The 15,976-nt window shown below is 37.4% G+C and carries 25 protein-coding genes and 1 tRNA gene; 5 read left to right on the forward strand and 21 right to left on the reverse strand.

The genetic code is table 11. From position 1 onward, the window contains the following. Positions 1-23: 23 nt before the first annotated feature. The 5 genes from CC204_RS05035 to CC204_RS05055 all read right to left on the reverse strand — a co-directional run bounded on the left by CC204_RS05035 (position 24) and on the right by CC204_RS05055 (position 2,533). Positions 24-833, reverse strand: coding sequence for an SPFH domain-containing protein (locus CC204_RS05035; protein WP_088269097.1), 810 nt, complete (start codon positions 831-833; stop codon positions 24-26). Between the two features lie 94 nt (positions 834-927). Further along, complete coding sequence (locus CC204_RS05040) at positions 928-1,149, reverse strand: hypothetical protein (protein WP_088269098.1); 222 nt, start codon at positions 1,147-1,149, stop codon at positions 928-930. Continuing rightward, positions 1,130-1,564: a helix-turn-helix domain-containing protein gene (locus CC204_RS21490; protein WP_227011233.1), complete on the reverse strand. Its 435-nt coding sequence runs from the start codon at positions 1,562-1,564 to the stop codon at positions 1,130-1,132. Before CC204_RS21490 ends, CC204_RS05040 begins: the two co-directional genes overlap by 20 nt. Then, complete coding sequence (locus tag CC204_RS05050; RefSeq protein WP_088269099.1) at positions 1,565-1,843, reverse strand: hypothetical protein; 279 nt, start codon at positions 1,841-1,843, stop codon at positions 1,565-1,567. It abuts the gene before it with no gap. Next, the gene (locus CC204_RS05055) at positions 1,844-2,533 is read right to left on the reverse strand and encodes a hypothetical protein (RefSeq protein WP_088269100.1); all 690 of its coding nucleotides are present in this window, start codon (positions 2,531-2,533) and stop codon (positions 1,844-1,846) included. 106 nt (positions 2,534-2,639) lie between these two features. Here CC204_RS05055 and CC204_RS05060 point away from each other — a divergent pair, with 106 nt between their 5' ends. Continuing rightward, positions 2,640-2,870, forward strand: coding sequence for a hypothetical protein (locus tag CC204_RS05060; RefSeq protein ID WP_088269101.1), 231 nt, complete (start codon positions 2,640-2,642; stop codon positions 2,868-2,870). Here the strand turns inward: CC204_RS05060 and CC204_RS05065 are convergent. The 3 genes from CC204_RS05065 to CC204_RS21110 all read right to left on the reverse strand — a co-directional run bounded on the left by CC204_RS05065 (position 2,867) and on the right by CC204_RS21110 (position 3,701). Continuing rightward, positions 2,867-3,211, reverse strand: coding sequence for a hypothetical protein (locus CC204_RS05065; RefSeq protein WP_088269102.1), 345 nt, complete (start codon positions 3,209-3,211; stop codon positions 2,867-2,869). The genes CC204_RS05060 and CC204_RS05065 overlap by 4 nt on opposite strands. A gap of 36 nt (positions 3,212-3,247) precedes the next feature. Continuing rightward, positions 3,248-3,409, reverse strand: a complete 162-nt coding sequence (locus CC204_RS21105) for a hypothetical protein (protein WP_157894239.1) — start codon at positions 3,407-3,409, stop codon at positions 3,248-3,250. A 133-nt stretch (positions 3,410-3,542) separates the two neighbouring features. Further along, a complete protein-coding gene (locus tag CC204_RS21110) occupies positions 3,543-3,701 on the reverse strand; it encodes a hypothetical protein (RefSeq protein WP_157894240.1) in 159 nt (52 codons plus the stop codon). Between the two features lie 120 nt (positions 3,702-3,821). Between CC204_RS21110 and CC204_RS05070 the strand changes: the two genes are divergently transcribed. After that, positions 3,822-4,199, forward strand: a complete 378-nt coding sequence (locus tag CC204_RS05070; RefSeq protein WP_088269103.1) for a helix-turn-helix domain-containing protein — start codon at positions 3,822-3,824, stop codon at positions 4,197-4,199. Between the two features lie 2 nt (positions 4,200-4,201). On the opposite strand, the gene CC204_RS21115 is transcribed toward CC204_RS05070, so the two are convergent. Beyond that, positions 4,202-4,342, reverse strand: coding sequence for a hypothetical protein (locus CC204_RS21115; protein ID WP_157894241.1), 141 nt, complete (start codon positions 4,340-4,342; stop codon positions 4,202-4,204). A 480-nt stretch (positions 4,343-4,822) separates the two neighbouring features. Between CC204_RS21115 and CC204_RS05075 the strand changes: the two genes are divergently transcribed. Together CC204_RS05075 and CC204_RS05080 are read left to right on the forward strand one after the other, a co-directional pair. After that, the gene (locus CC204_RS05075; protein WP_088269104.1) at positions 4,823-5,743 is read left to right on the forward strand and encodes a helix-turn-helix domain-containing protein; all 921 of its coding nucleotides are present in this window, start codon (positions 4,823-4,825) and stop codon (positions 5,741-5,743) included. Between the two features lie 101 nt (positions 5,744-5,844). Then, positions 5,845-6,141: a hypothetical protein gene (locus tag CC204_RS05080; RefSeq protein ID WP_088269105.1), complete on the forward strand. Its 297-nt coding sequence runs from the start codon at positions 5,845-5,847 to the stop codon at positions 6,139-6,141. Between the two features lie 186 nt (positions 6,142-6,327). Here the strand turns inward: CC204_RS05080 and CC204_RS21000 are convergent, their stop codons facing one another. Further along, positions 6,328-6,429, reverse strand: coding sequence for a type I toxin-antitoxin system Fst family toxin (locus tag CC204_RS21000; protein WP_120308900.1), 102 nt, complete (start codon positions 6,427-6,429; stop codon positions 6,328-6,330). A 152-nt stretch (positions 6,430-6,581) separates the two neighbouring features. Between CC204_RS21000 and CC204_RS05085 the strand changes: the two genes are divergently transcribed. Further along, positions 6,582-7,937 (forward strand): recombinase family protein, encoded by a 1,356-nt coding sequence (locus tag CC204_RS05085; protein WP_088269106.1) that lies wholly within the window; start codon positions 6,582-6,584, stop codon positions 7,935-7,937. A 5-nt stretch (positions 7,938-7,942) separates the two neighbouring features. On the opposite strand, the gene CC204_RS05090 is transcribed toward CC204_RS05085, so the two are convergent. From CC204_RS05090 to CC204_RS05140, 11 genes are all read right to left on the reverse strand, one after another. Continuing rightward, a tRNA-Leu gene (locus CC204_RS05090) sits at positions 7,943-8,025 on the reverse strand. A gap of 143 nt (positions 8,026-8,168) precedes the next feature. Continuing rightward, positions 8,169-8,639 carry a pyridoxamine 5'-phosphate oxidase family protein gene (locus CC204_RS05095; protein ID WP_157894242.1) on the reverse strand — a complete coding sequence of 157 codons (471 nt, stop codon included), beginning with the start codon at positions 8,637-8,639 and terminating at the stop codon, positions 8,169-8,171. A gap of 16 nt (positions 8,640-8,655) precedes the next feature. Further along, entirely contained in the window at positions 8,656-9,381 is a 726-nt protein-coding gene (locus tag CC204_RS05100) for a YdcF family protein (RefSeq protein WP_088269108.1), read from the reverse strand. A gap of 276 nt (positions 9,382-9,657) precedes the next feature. Further along, a complete protein-coding gene (locus tag CC204_RS05105) occupies positions 9,658-10,101 on the reverse strand; it encodes a SprT family protein (RefSeq protein ID WP_088271665.1) in 444 nt (147 codons plus the stop codon). Positions 10,102-10,145: 44 nt separating this feature from the next. After that, positions 10,146-12,335 carry a Tex family protein gene (locus tag CC204_RS05110; RefSeq protein ID WP_088269109.1) on the reverse strand — a complete coding sequence of 730 codons (2,190 nt, stop codon included), beginning with the start codon at positions 12,333-12,335 and terminating at the stop codon, positions 10,146-10,148. A 400-nt stretch (positions 12,336-12,735) separates the two neighbouring features. Then, positions 12,736-13,470, reverse strand: a complete 735-nt coding sequence (locus CC204_RS05115; RefSeq protein ID WP_088269110.1) for a metallophosphoesterase — start codon at positions 13,468-13,470, stop codon at positions 12,736-12,738. A gap of 134 nt (positions 13,471-13,604) precedes the next feature. Further along, positions 13,605-14,012: an EVE domain-containing protein gene (locus CC204_RS05120; protein ID WP_088269111.1), complete on the reverse strand. Its 408-nt coding sequence runs from the start codon at positions 14,010-14,012 to the stop codon at positions 13,605-13,607. Positions 14,013-14,028: 16 nt separating this feature from the next. Next, entirely contained in the window at positions 14,029-14,448 is a 420-nt protein-coding gene (locus CC204_RS05125) for a pyridoxamine 5'-phosphate oxidase family protein (RefSeq protein WP_088269112.1), read from the reverse strand. Between the two features lie 93 nt (positions 14,449-14,541). Next, positions 14,542-15,099 carry a cob(I)yrinic acid a,c-diamide adenosyltransferase gene (locus CC204_RS05130; protein WP_088269113.1) on the reverse strand — a complete coding sequence of 186 codons (558 nt, stop codon included), beginning with the start codon at positions 15,097-15,099 and terminating at the stop codon, positions 14,542-14,544. Continuing rightward, entirely contained in the window at positions 15,083-15,541 is a 459-nt protein-coding gene (locus CC204_RS05135; RefSeq protein WP_088269114.1) for a EutP/PduV family microcompartment system protein, read from the reverse strand. Before CC204_RS05135 ends, CC204_RS05130 begins: the two co-directional genes overlap by 17 nt. 34 nt (positions 15,542-15,575) lie before the next feature. Further along, positions 15,576-15,959 carry a DUF4430 domain-containing protein gene (locus CC204_RS05140; RefSeq protein ID WP_088269115.1) on the reverse strand — a complete coding sequence of 128 codons (384 nt, stop codon included), beginning with the start codon at positions 15,957-15,959 and terminating at the stop codon, positions 15,576-15,578. Positions 15,960-15,976 lie beyond the last annotated feature (17 nt).

The raw sequence follows: 15,976 nt of genomic DNA on the forward strand, positions 1-15,976 counted from the left end.
AATGAAAAATCCCATATGATCACCTATTTCTTAGCATCAACAATTGCTTCGCCAGTCTGCACTTCAACCCATCCATGTTTCAAGCGGGCTTCTGCTTCTTTAAGGTTGATCAATTCCGGTGTGATCGATTCTGAAAGTTTTTTATTTGCATCAGCTTCCGCCTCTGCAGACTTCACTTTTTGATAAGCTTGGCTATCTGCTTTTGTTTTGGCTGTCTGCGCATCTAGCTTCGCTTTCTCATTGTCTTGACCAGCTCGGATGATGCCATCGATTGATTTTTGTGTTTCGCTGTCAACTTCCGGTACTCCGACGGTCACATCTTCAACAATAAAACCTTTCGCTTCTACTGCTTTTGAGAAATTTTCAAGTAAAGAAGCTTCTACTTTTGAAGAATCGCCGGATAAAACATTTAACAGACTATATTTTGAATACACTTCTCGCGCTTCTTTCTGCAGCTTAGATTTTAGCCAACCTTTTTCAATGTCTTCGGATGTGATATTTCCGAATTCCTTGTACATTTTCGAAGCATTCGTAGGATCTACCTTGTAATCATATTTGATATTTACGGTAGTTTTCTTACCGTCAGAAGTTGAAACAGATACATCCTTTGCCTGAATCGTTTGCAAACGTATCGGATATTGGATCACTTTATCTAAACCGACAAATTTAACTCCTTGTGATAATGTATTGTCTTTAATACCACCATTCATGGAGTATCGAACACCCACATAGCCATTATCGATTTTTTCGAAAAACTTAAATGCTCCGACTACTCCTAGCCCTATAACTACCGCTCCTGTTACAAGCAGCTTGATCCCTGTGTTTTCTTTCATATTTCTTTTTCTCCTTTTCTGTGATAAAATTTGTTTGTAGAGTATTTATATTAGCAACCTGACGGAAACTTCCCTTCTGTTAGGTTGTTTTTTATTACCAATGAGTAACAACCCACTGATCGATATTTAAAGTTGTGCCTGAATAATCCCTCATTGCTTCATCTGTCCCACAAGAAGAACAAATATAAATACCTTCTTCATGTCTTGATACTGAATTTCTTGCCGGTGTTTTATCCAAAGTAGAAATACCGCAACGTGGGCACAGAGTCGGTTTCTTTTCCCCTAAATATTTTTCGTTATACGATCTTACGTCCATCTACATAACCCCCTTTTCTATTATTTTCTTCTGCCTTTTTAAACAGACTACCTGGTGCAACATTGAACTCATCCGCTATTTTCTGAACTAGTTCAAAGGATGGCGAATATTTATTTTCTTCAATAGACTTGATCGCTGCTGGCGATACATTCACTCGTTCTGCTAACTCCTCTACAGACATTTTTCTATTCTGTCTATATTGTGGAATCATGCAAATCGTCGTGATTTTTGATCGTTGTTTCTTATCAAAATCTTTCGCATAGATTAAGAAAGCTAAGAACAGCCCGCCGGCCATAATCAACAATCCGTATATTGAAACAATTACTGGTGGTATGAATAATCCCAACAGCATCCCAACTCCGAAAATGCAGGCAATCGCTAAAATTAAATTTCCTTTTTTACTCAGTGTTTTCATTTATACCTCTCCTTTATTCTTGGTTGCTGGACGTGATAGTTCAGTTATTTGCATGGATTCGACACGATAGTTGATTTCTTTCATGATTTCATTTTTTACCGATTCTCCGACATTCTGTTTTTTCATTTCATCTAAAGCGTAGCTTCTGAATTCTAGAATCGTTCCGCCTTTAAAATCATTGTTTAAGATATCTACAGCTTCACAAACAAGCCTTTCTTTGATTCCGTTGATTATGCTCGATGTAAATCTGCTGATATCCATTGTTAGTTTGATTTCCATTTAGTCATCCTCGCTTAGTTTGTATTCTTCGAATAGTTCGTTTAATGCATCATTTTTCGATTTATCCGAATCTGTTTTATTTGTGATCATTTCTTCGATTTTGTTTTGAACAGCGATTTCCAACATCCGTTCTACTTCGCCCGTCGCACTTTCCCATAAGCGATCGATTGTAATGAACTTTTTGAATTGAGCGGCACTGTCTGAAATTTGAGCAGCTTTTTTCATGCGGTCCTCAGCTTGTTCAGCAGCGTAGCGATCAATCGTTCCTAATACAGAAAGTTTGTCTAGTTTTTCGTTTATGTCGATAGCTTTCAAAGTTCCTGACATAATGTTTCTAGCTTCTAGGATTGGTTCAGCAAGTTCACTGCTTCCCTTTTTCACTCCGATTCCTTTTTGTGAAATTTCCACCCCGCCGACACGTAAGTTGCCAAATACTTTCTGGTTTGGAGATGCACATTCCATATCTCTTAACTTCTCTAGTTCCGAATAAATCTGTATGCCTTGGGAAATTGTTGAATATCTTACGATGGGATTCCCATTTAGTTTGTTACTTATCTCATCTATACTCTTTAAGATTTTTTCTTGAATCGTATTTAACCTTTCTGTTATCGAAAGTTCTTTTTCATCGATAGGCTCTTTTTCCTTATGATTTGCGCTATGCGTTTGTTTCAGTAAATCATTGCTGTTCATTTTTGTTCCTCCTTTAAATTTTCATGATGTTGTTAAACATTTCTTGCTTTGATATACTTTCATTATCAGCGAGTGGTCCGTTGAAATAAATTAAGGTGGTGATTTAATGGAAATTCAGCAATTCGATAAAATCTTCTCAAAAGTCGTTGACGAGTTAGATAAAGACACTGTATTGCCTACCGAAGATCTAAGAGCAGATGTAGATCCTTACACCGATGAAAACGGAATGCTTGATCCTATTTCTGCAGGTTCGTACTTTCGCGAAAAGAGTATTCAATATTCTGTCCAATTAGTCCATCGTCTTTTTACTGAATTGATAAATGAGAAACAACTTTAGATTTTTCTATTAAGTTTTTCTAAATCTTTATCATTCTCCACAGATACGCTATGTGTATCCTCTTGGCTACTTGTAATAGCTGAGGGGGTTTTCTGAATTTCACTACATAACCTTTCTGTCGTTTTTATCTCAGCTCCCAAGCTCCTTTTCTCTATCAATAGAATGGCTTGCTCGATAATGAAATTTCCTTCAGCTCCTACTATTTTCCATTTAAAACTTCTTACTTTCCCAATTGCTTCATGAAACGTTTTGCTATCCTTCATCGCTTCGTCTGCCAATTGACTCACTAAGGCGTATACTCCTGCACGAACTTCTTGGAACTTTTCTTCTAATGCATTCATCGTTTTTCCTCCTACGCTATTCTCTCTCGTTCTGGTTCACTTTTTTGCTTTTTCAACGTTATTTGGCTTTTCATCTTCAAATGTAAGAGTAAGCTCTACTCCATGTCGTCTTCCGTATGCTTTAGCTAAAATATTCAAAGCTTTTCTTTGTGCTTCTACACTCGGTTCCCCTCTGATTTCAAACGTTGTTTTAGACATATTTCCCACTCCTTGCTATTTGTTAAATTACTCTTTGATCCCCCCGCTATCGCGGGATAAAATTCTAGCAACTGTATCGAAAAGGGTTTGAACATTTTCTTGGTTCATTTGTGCGCCACATCGCATTTCCTCCTCATGCAGATTGTTTATGTTTCTCTTTCTCTGCCTCCAACCTTGCAGCTTGTTCAGCAACACCAATCATGTATCCTGTAATGAAAGATTTTTTTGGATCATCTGAAATAACGAATTTCTTCATTACACGATCTTGTAATTCTTCCTTAGTCTTATTCATACTCTCACCTCCAAATTCGTTTTCGTTGATAACAATATAATACACGTTGGCGATATTGTCAATAAAAAAGTTGCCAATGAAAACTATATATGTTTTAATTGTTTTTAGGAGGTGATCGAAATGAACGAGCGTATTTATCAATTAAGAAAAAAGCTGGGGTATAATCAAGAAAAATTTGGAACTTTAATAGGTGTTACAAAGTCCGCAATCAGTAATTGGGAAAGCGGGCGAAGAAAGATTCCTGATTCCTCTATAAAACTAATATGCAGACAATTCAATGTTGATTACATTTGGTTGACAACTGGCGAAGGGGAAATGTTTCATCAATCAGACGATGAGATTGAAGTTGCAGTTGAAAAGATTATGTACGGAGAAAATGAATTTCACAAAAACTTGTTTAAAACATTTTTAAAGTTAGGTGAAGAAGAGCTGCTTGCGTTGGAAAAAATCATGGACACATACGATGAAATTGTAAAAAATGACAAAGAAAAGAGCTGACATTATTTGCCAGCTCTTTTCATATTCCTAAAAATATAATTATAAATTTTCTCTAATTCTTCCGGTTCTTTTATTTCAATAACTATTTCTAGAATCGCTTTTTTATAAGTCTCAACTTTGACTTTATTCGATTTATTTTCCATAAGTGCTGCTCCTTTTGATTGATCGAAAAATTTATTATTCGTGAATTACAAAAAGATTATATTTTAAATCTTATAGAATATTTCTAGTGATAATTAGTATTTAGTTTGTTATACTAGTGTTGTTCAACGCTTATCACTAAGATAGGCAATTCTCTGATATCTTATTTTGGTTTAGTCGCCCTAAGATATCAGAGTATTTTTTTATACTCCTCCTACAAATCCATAACCGATTAATCCGAATAGCAATGACATCATTTTATTGCACCCCCTTCTTGGACATTCCTACTAACAATTAAAACACCAAACATTACGTAGACGTTTTAATTACACCCATAATGTAACAAATTGAAGATCAAAAGAAAAGGTAAAATCCACGTATTTTCACTATAGGAAATTATTAGCAGATTTCTATTTCGTTAATAAAAAAATGTGTGTTTCTTTAAATATTTTTGCTATAATGAAAATTAAGGAGGTGAAACCTTGAAAACAGGCGAAATTTTAAGATTTTTCAGAAAAAATAATAGGCAAAAACAAAAAGAAGTTCTCCCTTCTGATATGAGCCTTTCTGTTTATTCAAGAATAGAATCAGGTAAACAATCAATGGACTTCGGAAGTCTTCAGCAAACTCTTGAAAGTTTATGTATTACGCCAGAGGAGTTTATAGCTTTTTCGGATGTTGACTACGAACAACGGAGATTCATTGGGCTATTTAATTATTGTGGTTGTCATCCAGAGAATCAAACAAAGAAAAAGCAATTATTATCATATTACAACCTTTATATATCTGATAATAATTTGTCGCTTACTAGTTACTCAAATCTAATTGCAATCAAACGATTTTTCGGTGTTCATTGGGAGGAAGTTGAGCAACTAAAAAGGGACGAAGTCAATGATATTGTAAATTATATATCTAATAGGTCTTTTTTAACTTACTATGACTATAACATTTTACTGAATATCAGTTCTTTACTATCTGCGGAACAAGCGAATGCGATAATACATAAAGCTCTCCCGATAAAACAAGAAAATAAACGATCGCGCAAAACTAAAGTATTTGCGTACAATATTGCAAGAAATTTAATTACTGCTATGTTGTACGAAGGAGAGTTTCAGTCAGCAAGAAAATATATTGAGTTAGCTAAAATGCAGGACGTTGAGCTAGTGAATTATAACTATCGAATGCATATACAATATTTGCAAAACTTACTAGATTACTTAGAAACCGGAAATGCAAAATACCACGAAAAGATCATGCATTATATCCACACATTAGAAGATATTGGTGATCACGCTGTAGTAGAGGATATTAACAAAGAAGTCAGATCGTTAACACATCAAAAAGGCAGTGGGATTTCCTTATGGGATGATATCCATCCTATCACTATATTTAAAGAAGATTAAAGAAGCGGTTTTTACTCGCTTCTTTTTTAAGTTGAGTTACACAATGAAATAATGATATAATCAAATTGTTTGAAATATAATATTGATTGTGGGGTTGTTTTATGGAAGGTCAAAAAGTAATTGTCTGTAAAAATTGTGGAAGCAATGCTATTCAAGTAACTACATCCGGCGCTAACGGTTGTGCTTTTGCCGGTTTTGGATTTATCTTGATATGTGTTGGAATTTGGATTCCGTTTATCGGATGGTTTATAGTTATGCCTATCGGCGCGCTAATGATGATAAGCTCTTTTCTTTTCCCGCTTCTACAAAAAAGATTTTCTGTTAATTGTCAGAATTGTAAACACAAGTTTTACATCGATAAGGAAGAGTATGAACAGTATAAGGAATCAATTAAGTAGTCTCTGCCTATTCTTCAACACTGATCTAATTCCTTTCTTGAATCTACCTATTCAGATATGGTATACTGTTCTTGCGACAATGAAAGAATTTCTACATTCATCACAAAACCCACTCTACGACGAATAGAGTGGGTTTATTTTTTCGCTTGATGCGACAACAAGCGTGTGGGTTAGCGACAACCCGCTTTAGTTATCGTCTTTCTCATCTAACCAATGAGAAACTATTGTAGTCACTAAAGCTACAAATAAAGGCGCGATAACCAATGAAAGAATTTCATACACATTCATCACCCCGCTTTCGCGGCGAGTTGCCTTATCCAGTATAACAAATCGTTTCTATTGAAACAAGATGACCAAACTTACTTCCTTTTTATATTGAATCGTTTTACTTACTGGTGATATAATTGGCATACTCAATAAACTAGAAACGGAGACTAAAAATGAAACGAGCTGCACTTTATATACGAGTATCAAGTGACCAGCAAGCTAAATTTGGCGATAGCCTGCGGGAACAACAAGATACTTTAAACGAATATGTAAAAAGTCAAAAAGATATCATCATTCATTCCGTTTATGTCGATGATGGCATAAGCGGACAAAAGCTTGAACGTGATGAGTTTACGAGGCTTTTGAACGATGTTAGGAATGATCAAATTGATCTAATTTTGTTTACTAAGCTCGATCGATGGTTTAGATCGCTTAAGCATTACCTCAACACTCAAGATACCCTTGAAAAACATGAAGTAAACTGGCTTGCCGTCTCTCAACCCTATTACGACACAACAACAGCATACGGCAAAACATTCATTAACCAGGTTATGTCATTCGCAGAACTAGAAGCACAAATGACTTCTGAACGTATGATATCGGTATTTAATAATAAAGTTAAAATGGGAGAAGTTATTTCTGGTACAACCCCACTAGGCTATTCTATCGAAAATAAAAAACTTGTACCAAATGACCAAGCTCCTATAGTAAAAAAAATATTTGAATTTTATGACGAACACGCGAACCTAAACAAGACATCAAAGTACTTACTCGAAGAATTTGGCATACAACGAAACACGCAGACCATTAGAGAACTCCTTAAGAACACAAAATACATCGGGGTTTTTAGAGATAATGAAAACTATAATGAACCGATAGTAAGCAAAGCCCTTTTTGAATCTGTTAATCGACAAATTAAAATGAACAAAAAATCTAATACGAAACATGAGTATATATTTAGCGGTTTATTAGTCTGTGAGGAATGTGGTAGAAAAATGAACTCTGGTCGAAAAGCTTATTATTCTGCAAAACGTAAAGACGGCACTAGAACCCGTTATCCCCATGTATCAATTTATAATTGTCGGTATGCATATGAGGTACCTAAATGTTCGAACACTAAAGTTTTAAAAGAGCACATCCTGGAGGAACATCTCCTAAGTGAAATTCCTATTTTACTTAAACAAAAAGTTAATAGTATAAACCAAAAGAAAAATAACGATAACGAAAAACAGAAACGACAACAAGCATTAGAAAATAAGATTGAACGTTTAAAGGCTGCTTACTTAAATGAAATTATCGGTCTTGACGAATACAAAGAAGATCGCGCTTCTCTGGTATCTCAACTAGAGAAAATAGAAAAGATTGAAGTTCCAACTATCGAAACAAGCATTTATGCAAAATTTGCTGACATAAATTTGAATGAGCATTATGAAACTTTATCCGTATCCGAAAGAAAACAATTTTGGCGATCACTCGTCAAAGAAATAACTTTCAACAAGGATCGCCAAATAAAAATTGATTTGATTTAATTGTATGCGGACGGCGGGACTTGAACCCGCATGAGCTAAAGCTCACAAGACCCTCAATCTTGCATGTCTGCCGTTCCATCACGTCCGCTTTCTGCTAGTCTACTAACTAACGGTTGCCTGTCTGCCATTCCGCCATGACCGCAAATAATACGTTCAATAACTTCAGCTATTGAACTCTTTTAGTATAAAATACTCAATTATCAAAGTCAATCCCAGAACAATTTTGAACTACTAAATGCGTTCTTTTGCTGTAAAACGTTTGACTTCGATTTGAATCAGCCCTGTTCCCAGAACTTGTTTATCTGGTATGTCAAAATCCATTCGTTTCGTCTCATGTTCCATCAATTTTAATAAGGCGTGTCGTTTACGCTCTAAATCGGTTAAAATAGTGGCTACTCCCTGCCCGATGATACTTCTATAATGATAGGTGTACTTTGACGCCTCATCAGCTGTGATCAGCTTATGACGACAATCCATTTCAAAACCGATCTTAGGATTTTCTTTTAGCAATGAGAGTTTTTTCCCTTGTCTAGCACCGTGGACATATAAAAATAAGCGTTCTTCTTGCCATTCATAGCCAAAATTCACAGGGACGATATAAGGAAACTCTTGATCAAAAAATGCTAATCTCACAACATGCGCTTCGGCTAAAATTTCATCAAAGCGATCTTTTTCGGTTACCTCAAACTCTTTTCTACGCATAGTTTCACTCCTTGCTTTAACGTGTGTACTCATAATGATAATGAGTACTCAATTTTTCATAGGCAGACAGGACTTCTGTCGGAATTTCGATCGATCCGATATATCCAGCACCCTTTGGTCCATAGCCATTACGATCATTTCTCAAACGAGGAATCTCACCTAATACTAACGAGAGAAAATAGTCTTTCGTCCAAAGACCATTCAATTGTTGGGCTTCAAAGGTTAGGTTATCATCGATCGTTTTAATGTAGGGTATCATTGGTACAGCATTTGCAAATTGACTGCCAAATCCCCGCCATTCTTTCTCAAATGTAGCTCTAAGTCTTCTTTGAAGAATGGGGTCTTCCAGTAGTAACACACGTTCAGGGGCTAAATCGTGCTCTCTCATTTTAGCTAATGAAAAACGAGCATTTTCACCTGAGTTCTTGGAACGGGTTTCTGTCAAAAATATCTCTTCTGACAGGCCATATCTTTCTTTAAAATAAGTCAGATACATCTCCGCTTCACTGGTAGCTCCGACACTGATTCCAAGCTCTTCGAAATTTTTAGCTAAAAAGGGGGTCGCATGTCCGACTCCGCCGACTAACATGACCTTAGAAGTACGTCCCTGTTTGTATAACTGAACCAGTTCATCCGCCAAATACGGCAAACTATTTCCAGCTAAAATTGTCAGGTCATATGTTCCTTCCACCTGCTCTTTAGCAGATAGATACTCGATCACTGTGTTCCAATACTGAATCATCTTCCCACTCCTTTTCAATATAAGACAGGAACTGGGACATAACTCTACAAGTTACAACCCAGTTCCTTTAAAAACGAATAAATAGTGAAAACAGACGTAACTACTACCTGCGCCTTCGATCACATCAGCGAACGCATACAGAGGCTTAGACAAAAGCGTTTAGCTCCGAGAAATAAGAAGGAGCTGCTTTTTTCTCACCGCTTATTCGCTCTCAGCAAATTTCTAAGTGCTAAAGCACTAAGAGTTAACGGCTTCTGTCCTAACTTCGAATCATACTTATAGCTCAATTAATTTTCCGCGACATTTCCCACAGACAAAGCGCTGCGTGTTGATTCTGCGCTTGCGTAATATCAATGTTTGGCATTTCTCGCACTGATATTGATGATAGGATTGCGGTTTCTGTTCTACTAGCGGTCGAACATAACGACTACCTCCCGTTTGTTTCAACAATAATTTAAAGTCAGCGTCCTTGTGCTGATACCCTTTTCCTTCTAAATGAAGATGGTAATGGCACAATTCATGTTTGATCACATTGACTAATTCTGGTTCTCCATATCGTTCAAAAACTTTGGGATTGAAATCAATATCGTGTGACTGCAAATGATAGCGTCCGCCAGTTGTTTTCAATCGGCGATTAAAATACGCTTTGTGGCGGAATTTTTTCCCAAAAGCCTCTAAAGAAATCGTTTCAACTAATTCTTGAAGCTTTCTGTCAGTCATTTCAGCTTTTTTTGAACTATTTTCTTTTGAAGAAGTAGTCAAGATCACTCTTTCCTTTCAGCTTGCGGCAGCATCGTTAAACTGATGCGCCCTTTCTTCGTATCAACAGCTTCTACCCAAACGGTGACCACATCACCAACTGCCACAACGTCCGTTGGATGCTTGACGAATTTCGTACTCAATTTAGAGATATGGACTAAACCATCTTGTTTCACACCGATATCTACAAAAGCACCGAAATCGATGACATTGCGGACGGTTCCTTGCAATTCCATTCCAGATTTTAAATCTTCCATCGATAAAACATCTTTTCTTAATAACGGAGCAGGCATTTCGTCACGCATATCTCTGCCTGGCTGAATCAATGCCGCGATGATGTCCTTCAAGGTTTCGCTCCCAACAGCTAATTCTGTTTCTAGTTGCTCCAATGATAAATGCTTAAGTGTCTGAGCAGCTTCAGGCGTACCAAGTTCAGTCAGTTTGACATTTGCCTTTTCCAAAATAGCTTTTGCAGCATCATAGCTTTCAGGGTGAATTCCTGTGTTGTCCAAAATATTTTTCCCATTTGGAATACGTAAGAATCCAATCGCTTGCTCGTATGCTTTCGGTCCTAAACGCGGTACTTTTTTCACTTGGTTGCGAGCAGTGAATGCGCCATTTTCATCACGATACGTCACAATATTTTGAGCAGTCGTTTTATTTAACCCAGAAATATGCTGTAGTAGTTGCGGGCTGGCTGTATTTACATTGACCCCAACTTGGTTCACTGCCGTCTCAACGACAAAATCCAATTGTTCTGCTAAACGTTTTTGAGACACGTCATGCTGATATTGTCCGACTCCAACAGCTTTCGGATCGATCTTAACTAGCTCTGCTAAAGGATCTTGTAAGCGTCTAGCAATACTTACGGCACTTCTTTCTTCAACCTGTAAATCTGGGAATTCTGTCCGTGCGACTTCACTTGCCGAATAAACAGAGGCTCCTGCTTCATTGACAATGACATAGAAGACGTCTCGTTTGATTTGTTTTAATTGTTCTGCAACAAACAGCTCTGATTCACGGCTGGCTGTTCCGTTGCCGATCGCTACCATCTCAACTTGATGTTCTTCGATCAACTTGTTAAAGATAGAACCTGCAGCAGCACGCTTTTCGCCAGATGCTGGTTTATGGGGATAGATAACCTGAATCGCTAAAACTTTTCCTGTAGCATCTACCACAGCCATTTTGCAGCCAGTACGATACGCTGGGTCAAAGCCTAAAACAACTTTGCCTTTTAATGGCGGCTGTAATAACAAATTTCGTAAATTTTCACCAAAGATCGAAATCGCTTGTTCATCCGCTTTTTCTGTTAGTTCATTGCGAATTTCACGCTCGATTGCAGGACCGATGAATCGTTTGTAACTATCCAGATAAGCTGTTTCGACATAAGAAGCCGTTGGTGATTGGTTATCTGCAATCAACTGACGTTCTAAATAAGTTTGGATCTTCACTTCATCAACCAAAAGAGAGACCTTCAGAATGTCTTCTTTTTCTCCACGATTTGTTGCCAGTACACGGTGAGAGACCATTTTTTTGACAGGCTCAGAAAAATCATAGTACATTTCATACACAGCTTTTTCATCTTTTTCCTGGTCTTTAACAACGCTGATATATTGTCCTTGATTGAAAGTAAAATCACGAATCCAGCTGCGGAATTTAGGTTCATCACTTACTCGTTCAGCAATGATTTCATGTGCGCCTAGTAAGGCCGTTTCAGCTGAATCAACTTCTTTTTCTTCATTGATATATTTTTGCGCTTCTACAGTGACATCCGCTGTTTTTGGAAAACTCAACAGCCAATCTGCCAGCGGTTCTAAGCCTTTTTCTTTGGCAATCGTTGCTTTGGTACGACGCTTTTGTTTGTACGGGCGATAGAGATCTTCGACTTGCTGCATTTTTGCAGCTTTTTGAATGGCTTTTGCTAATTCTTCTGTTAATTGGCCTTGTTCATCAATCAAACGTAAAACTTCTTCTTTACGCTTTTCTAAATTTCCTAGGTACGTGTATCGCTCCTCGATTTCGCGAATCTGTACTTCATCTAAACTGCCTGTCATTTCTTTTCGATAACGGGCAATAAAAGGAACAGTGTTTCCTTCACTTAGTAAAGTCAGCACTGTGGTGATTTGTTTTGAACGGTAATCTGTCAGTTCTTTTTGAAGCAGGTTCACTACTTCTTGGTTATACGCTTCCGCCATAAATTACATACCTCTTTTCATTAACATACTCTTTTATTCTAGCATATTTTGTGCTGGAAACCTAGAAATTGAAGGAAAAGTCCTGCTTCGTATGGCTTTTTTTTAAGACAAATTTTAAGAAAAAAACCGTTCTCTTGGAAGCCTAAACTTCCAAAAGAACGGTTTGATCAACAATCGATCGACGGTCAATGGTCCATTTGATTCGCTCGTTTGACTTTTTTTAATAACCCACTAGAAAACACATTCAATGCACGAATTATCTGTCTGCTTTTCTCCATAAAAGACTCACTCGAAATAAATACGCGCTTTCAAAAAAACATAACATAATGTTTTCCCTGTAAGAAAAATGACAAACAAAAAATTAGAGACTGCTTAAAAATAATTTAGCTCCCTTTTCAGTTTAAAAAGATGGCTGCCAAGGCCCTTCCATATTCTGAATCTCAATATCTTGAACGATCCCTGCTTCATTAAAAATGACCCCATGAACAGAACCGCCAAAGACAGCGCCGCCATCGATTCCGATTTTATGATCGGATATCCACAAATCGGTCGTTTCCATATCTCCGTGCAGCATCGGTGTGATTGTATGACCAAAAACAATCGTTTTTCCAGTGTGGTTTTTCCCTTGATGAAAAGCGTCTCTTATCCAGATGAAATCATGTGGACTCGTTTCATGCCAATCTTTTTTCGTTAAATCAACACCAGCGTGAACAAAAATATAGTTTTTCCATTCGAAATAAAGTGGGCGTTCTATTAAAAACTCGATCAGCTCTTTATAACGACTACGGATCATCATTGCAATTTCCGTTGGTGAATACTCGTCAGTTGCCCCTTTATGAAGTAGGCTTTCCATCGTTTCTTTCCCGCCATTACGCACATAACTAGTAAACCAATCTTCCGGCTGATTCAGAAACTGAAGAAAATATTCTTCGTGGTTTCCCCTAAGATAGATAGCCTGATGCTTCTCAACTAATTCTTTCCCAAGCAAAAAGCTTTCCTTAGTCCTTGGCCCACGATCATTAAGATCCCCAATCAAAACTAATTGATGCTCTTTTGGATCAAAGTAATCGATCAATCCCTTAAATAACTCGTATTCTCCATGAATATCACTGATCGCATAAAGATAGTCTTTCATTTTCATCCTCCTATCTGCTTACTTATTGCTTTATTATAGCTTACAAAATAACGCTTGCTTTAGCAAATCGATTTACTCCGAAAAAAAGCCGAAACAAAACTAAGTATCCGTTTTGTTTCGGCTCTATTTATACATTATTTTTTGATCATTAGAGATGAAATAAATGTAAATAATTCTTCTGGGATCTCAAAATGTCCAAACCTCAATCGTGCGCGGTATTCCTGCCATAAAGGAAAATCTGACACAACGGTTAATGGTAAAGGCTTTACCCGCTCTACGTATGCAACATTTTTTCTAAAAGGGATGAAGTCAGGCGCCATCTCAAAAGGATAAGCATCTCCTGCCAAAATTTGTCCGATTGCGACAAATCGTTGTGAAGGCACTTGTGTGTTCAAGCTTTTCTTAGGTGCATAATAAATCAGCCAGTCTCCTTCCTTCATTCTATTCAACGGCGCGCCTTTCCCATGGCAAAGTTGTGCAAAACCGCCTGATACACCAATCCCTACATGATCTTCTGATGCAACACCGATCCAATACTTCATCTTCGTTCCTCTTTTCTTATAAGTGAATCGTTTCTCTACTATTCATTCCTAAAATCACGATTGCTTCGGTAAAATGAACTTCATATAATTCCAGCATATCACCAGCTTGTTCGATATTTTCCGCATAACTAGGAATTTTTTTGATCCATTGATTCACTGTATCATAGACAGTAAGCGAGCTTCTTTTCACTTGGGCATGTGGGACTCGTACATGATTGGTGTCGTCTTTGGGAATGGTGGTAAAAGCAACATTAGGATTTGCAGTAAATTCGGTTACTTTCTGGTTTCCTTTAAACGTTGAGAAAAACAAACATCTTTTTTCTTGGTCGTAAATGAAATTAACGATCCGAACATTCGGGCTTTCTTTCACACTAGTAGCCAATGCAATTTCAGTTTGTTCCATCATGATTTTTTTAAATGCTTCTGTTTTGTTCATCCATTTCACTCCTTTATCGTTCAGTCCTGTGACTGATAAGCCCATAATAACAAACAAACCCTGACAACAGTTTGTCAGGGTTCGGACACTTTTTTAAGAATGAAAAACTTGCGTATTACGACGATAACGAATATCTTCCCGTCCTTCACGGAAATTGATAAATCTTGCTACTGCATAAAAATAATCAGATAAACGGTTCAAAAAAATCAATGCTTCTAAATTGATTTCTTCTTGTTCCTGTACACGAACAACACAGCGTTCTGCTCGTCTGGCAACAGTTCGGGCCATATGCAATAAGCTTGCAACTGGACAGCCGCCTGGCAAAATAAATTCCGTCAGAGCTGGCGGTACTTCTGCATATTTATCGATTTTTTCTTCCAACCAAAGAGTAGAGGCTGGTTTTGTTCGATAGCCTTTTGCGCTAGTCGGCGTCGCTAGATCGGTTCCACAATCGAATAAAATTTGCTGGATTTCCTCCAGTTCTTTTTTTATTTCACGGTATGTTTGCATTTGACTGATCGTATACCCAAGGAGTGAGTTCAACTCATCGATGGTTCCATAGGCCTCTACTCGATCTGAGGCTTTGCTTCTCGTTTCACCGCCAATGATTTTTGTTTGGCCTTTGTCACCTGTTTTAGTGTAAAGTTTCATTTTCGTCCCCTCCGTCTGACTCTAGATAAGTAAGCAGCTGATCAATGCCCTGATCTTCAACAGCAGAGATCATAAAGATTTTTTTCGCCCCAGCCAGCTCAAGCTGTTTTTTCGTTTGTTTTAAGTCTTCTTCAGTGGCTAGATCAATCTTGGTAATGATTCCGATACACGGCTTTGCAAAAGCTGAAGCGAAAAATGGTGAAAAGGTTTGTCTTTTTTCAACCGCACTAGCCATCAGCACTATTAATTGAGCCTCCACAGCAGTGGTCAATAACGCACTATAATAATTTCGATGCTGAATGAATTCACCCGGTGTATCAATGATTTGATCATGAAATTCAATCGCCTGCGTTTTATTGTAAGCCAATTCTTCTCCTTTAAGTTTTTGCGAGAGAGTCGTTTTTCCACAGCCGACTGAACCAATAAAAATCGCTTTTTTCACCCTGATTTCCTCCTTAACACCTCTTTACAGCTCTCTATAGCTTGTTCAAGCTCCAAGTGATCGTTTCACCGTCTTTAGGAAAATACTCAACAGCACCAACATCCGGCTGCTTACCGTCCACATCGTATAACCAGTATTTGCTTGCTTTGGCATCTTGCTTATGCCCATCGATACCAACGATAAAATCTTTATCCATCTCAACTTTGAAATTTTTCTCCATCACTGTTTGTAACGATTCATTCTTATCAACTGCTACCTCTTTTTTAGCAAATTCTTTTTCATCTTCTATTAAAACGATCGTGATTTTTGCTGCAGCTTCTTTTGTTGCATCCGTTTCTTTTTGTTCTTTAGTATTCCCACATGCACCTAATAAAACTAGTGCGACCATAACTAAAACTGCTCTCATTACTTTTTTCATTTTAACATCCACCTTTG

The sequence above is a fragment of the Enterococcus wangshanyuanii genome (assembly GCF_002197645.1).
Lineage (GTDB): Bacteria > Bacillota > Bacilli > Lactobacillales > Enterococcaceae > Enterococcus_L > Enterococcus_L wangshanyuanii.

Coding starts and splice junctions, on each gene's coding strand:
- CC204_RS05065 (WP_088269102.1), bottom strand. CDS start 3,211: ATGAATGCATTAGAAGAAAAGTTCCAAGAAGTTCGTGCAGGAGTATAC.
- CC204_RS21000 (WP_120308900.1), bottom strand. CDS start 6,429: ATGAATGTGTATGAAATTCTTTCATTGGTTATCGCGCCTTTATTTGTA.
- CC204_RS05110 (WP_088269109.1), bottom strand. CDS start 12,335: ATGGCGGAAGCGTATAACCAAGAAGTAGTGAACCTGCTTCAAAAAGAA.
- CC204_RS05115 (WP_088269110.1), bottom strand. CDS start 13,470: ATGAAAGACTATCTTTATGCGATCAGTGATATTCATGGAGAATACGAG.
- CC204_RS05055 (WP_088269100.1), bottom strand. CDS start 2,533: ATGAACAGCAATGATTTACTGAAACAAACGCATAGCGCAAATCATAAG.
- CC204_RS05095 (WP_157894242.1), bottom strand. CDS start 8,639: ATGCGTAGAAAAGAGTTTGAGGTAACCGAAAAAGATCGCTTTGATGAA.
- CC204_RS05105 (WP_088271665.1), bottom strand. CDS start 10,101: ATGACTGACAGAAAGCTTCAAGAATTAGTTGAAACGATTTCTTTAGAG.
- CC204_RS05100 (WP_088269108.1), bottom strand. CDS start 9,381: ATGATTCAGTATTGGAACACAGTGATCGAGTATCTATCTGCTAAAGAG.
- CC204_RS21115 (WP_157894241.1), bottom strand. CDS start 4,342: ATGGAAAATAAATCGAATAAAGTCAAAGTTGAGACTTATAAAAAAGCG.
- CC204_RS21105 (WP_157894239.1), bottom strand. CDS start 3,409: ATGTCTAAAACAACGTTTGAAATCAGAGGGGAACCGAGTGTAGAAGCA.
- CC204_RS21110 (WP_157894240.1), bottom strand. CDS start 3,701: ATGAATAAGACTAAGGAAGAATTACAAGATCGTGTAATGAAGAAATTC.
- CC204_RS05125 (WP_088269112.1), bottom strand. CDS start 14,448: ATGAACAAAACAGAAGCATTTAAAAAAATCATGATGGAACAAACTGAA.
- CC204_RS05130 (WP_088269113.1), bottom strand. CDS start 15,099: ATGAAACTTTACACTAAAACAGGTGACAAAGGCCAAACAAAAATCATT.
- CC204_RS21490 (WP_227011233.1), bottom strand. CDS start 1,564: ATGAAAACACTGAGTAAAAAAGGAAATTTAATTTTAGCGATTGCCTGC.
- CC204_RS05050 (WP_088269099.1), bottom strand. CDS start 1,843: ATGGAAATCAAACTAACAATGGATATCAGCAGATTTACATCGAGCATA.
- CC204_RS05080 (WP_088269105.1), top strand. CDS start 5,845: ATGGAAGGTCAAAAAGTAATTGTCTGTAAAAATTGTGGAAGCAATGCT.
- CC204_RS05140 (WP_088269115.1), bottom strand. CDS start 15,959: ATGAAAAAAGTAATGAGAGCAGTTTTAGTTATGGTCGCACTAGTTTTA.
- CC204_RS05085 (WP_088269106.1), top strand. CDS start 6,582: ATGAAACGAGCTGCACTTTATATACGAGTATCAAGTGACCAGCAAGCT.
- CC204_RS05120 (WP_088269111.1), bottom strand. CDS start 14,012: ATGAAGTATTGGATCGGTGTTGCATCAGAAGATCATGTAGGGATTGGT.
- CC204_RS05035 (WP_088269097.1), bottom strand. CDS start 833: ATGAAAGAAAACACAGGGATCAAGCTGCTTGTAACAGGAGCGGTAGTT.
- CC204_RS05040 (WP_088269098.1), bottom strand. CDS start 1,149: ATGGACGTAAGATCGTATAACGAAAAATATTTAGGGGAAAAGAAACCG.
- CC204_RS05070 (WP_088269103.1), top strand. CDS start 3,822: ATGAACGAGCGTATTTATCAATTAAGAAAAAAGCTGGGGTATAATCAA.
- CC204_RS05060 (WP_088269101.1), top strand. CDS start 2,640: ATGGAAATTCAGCAATTCGATAAAATCTTCTCAAAAGTCGTTGACGAG.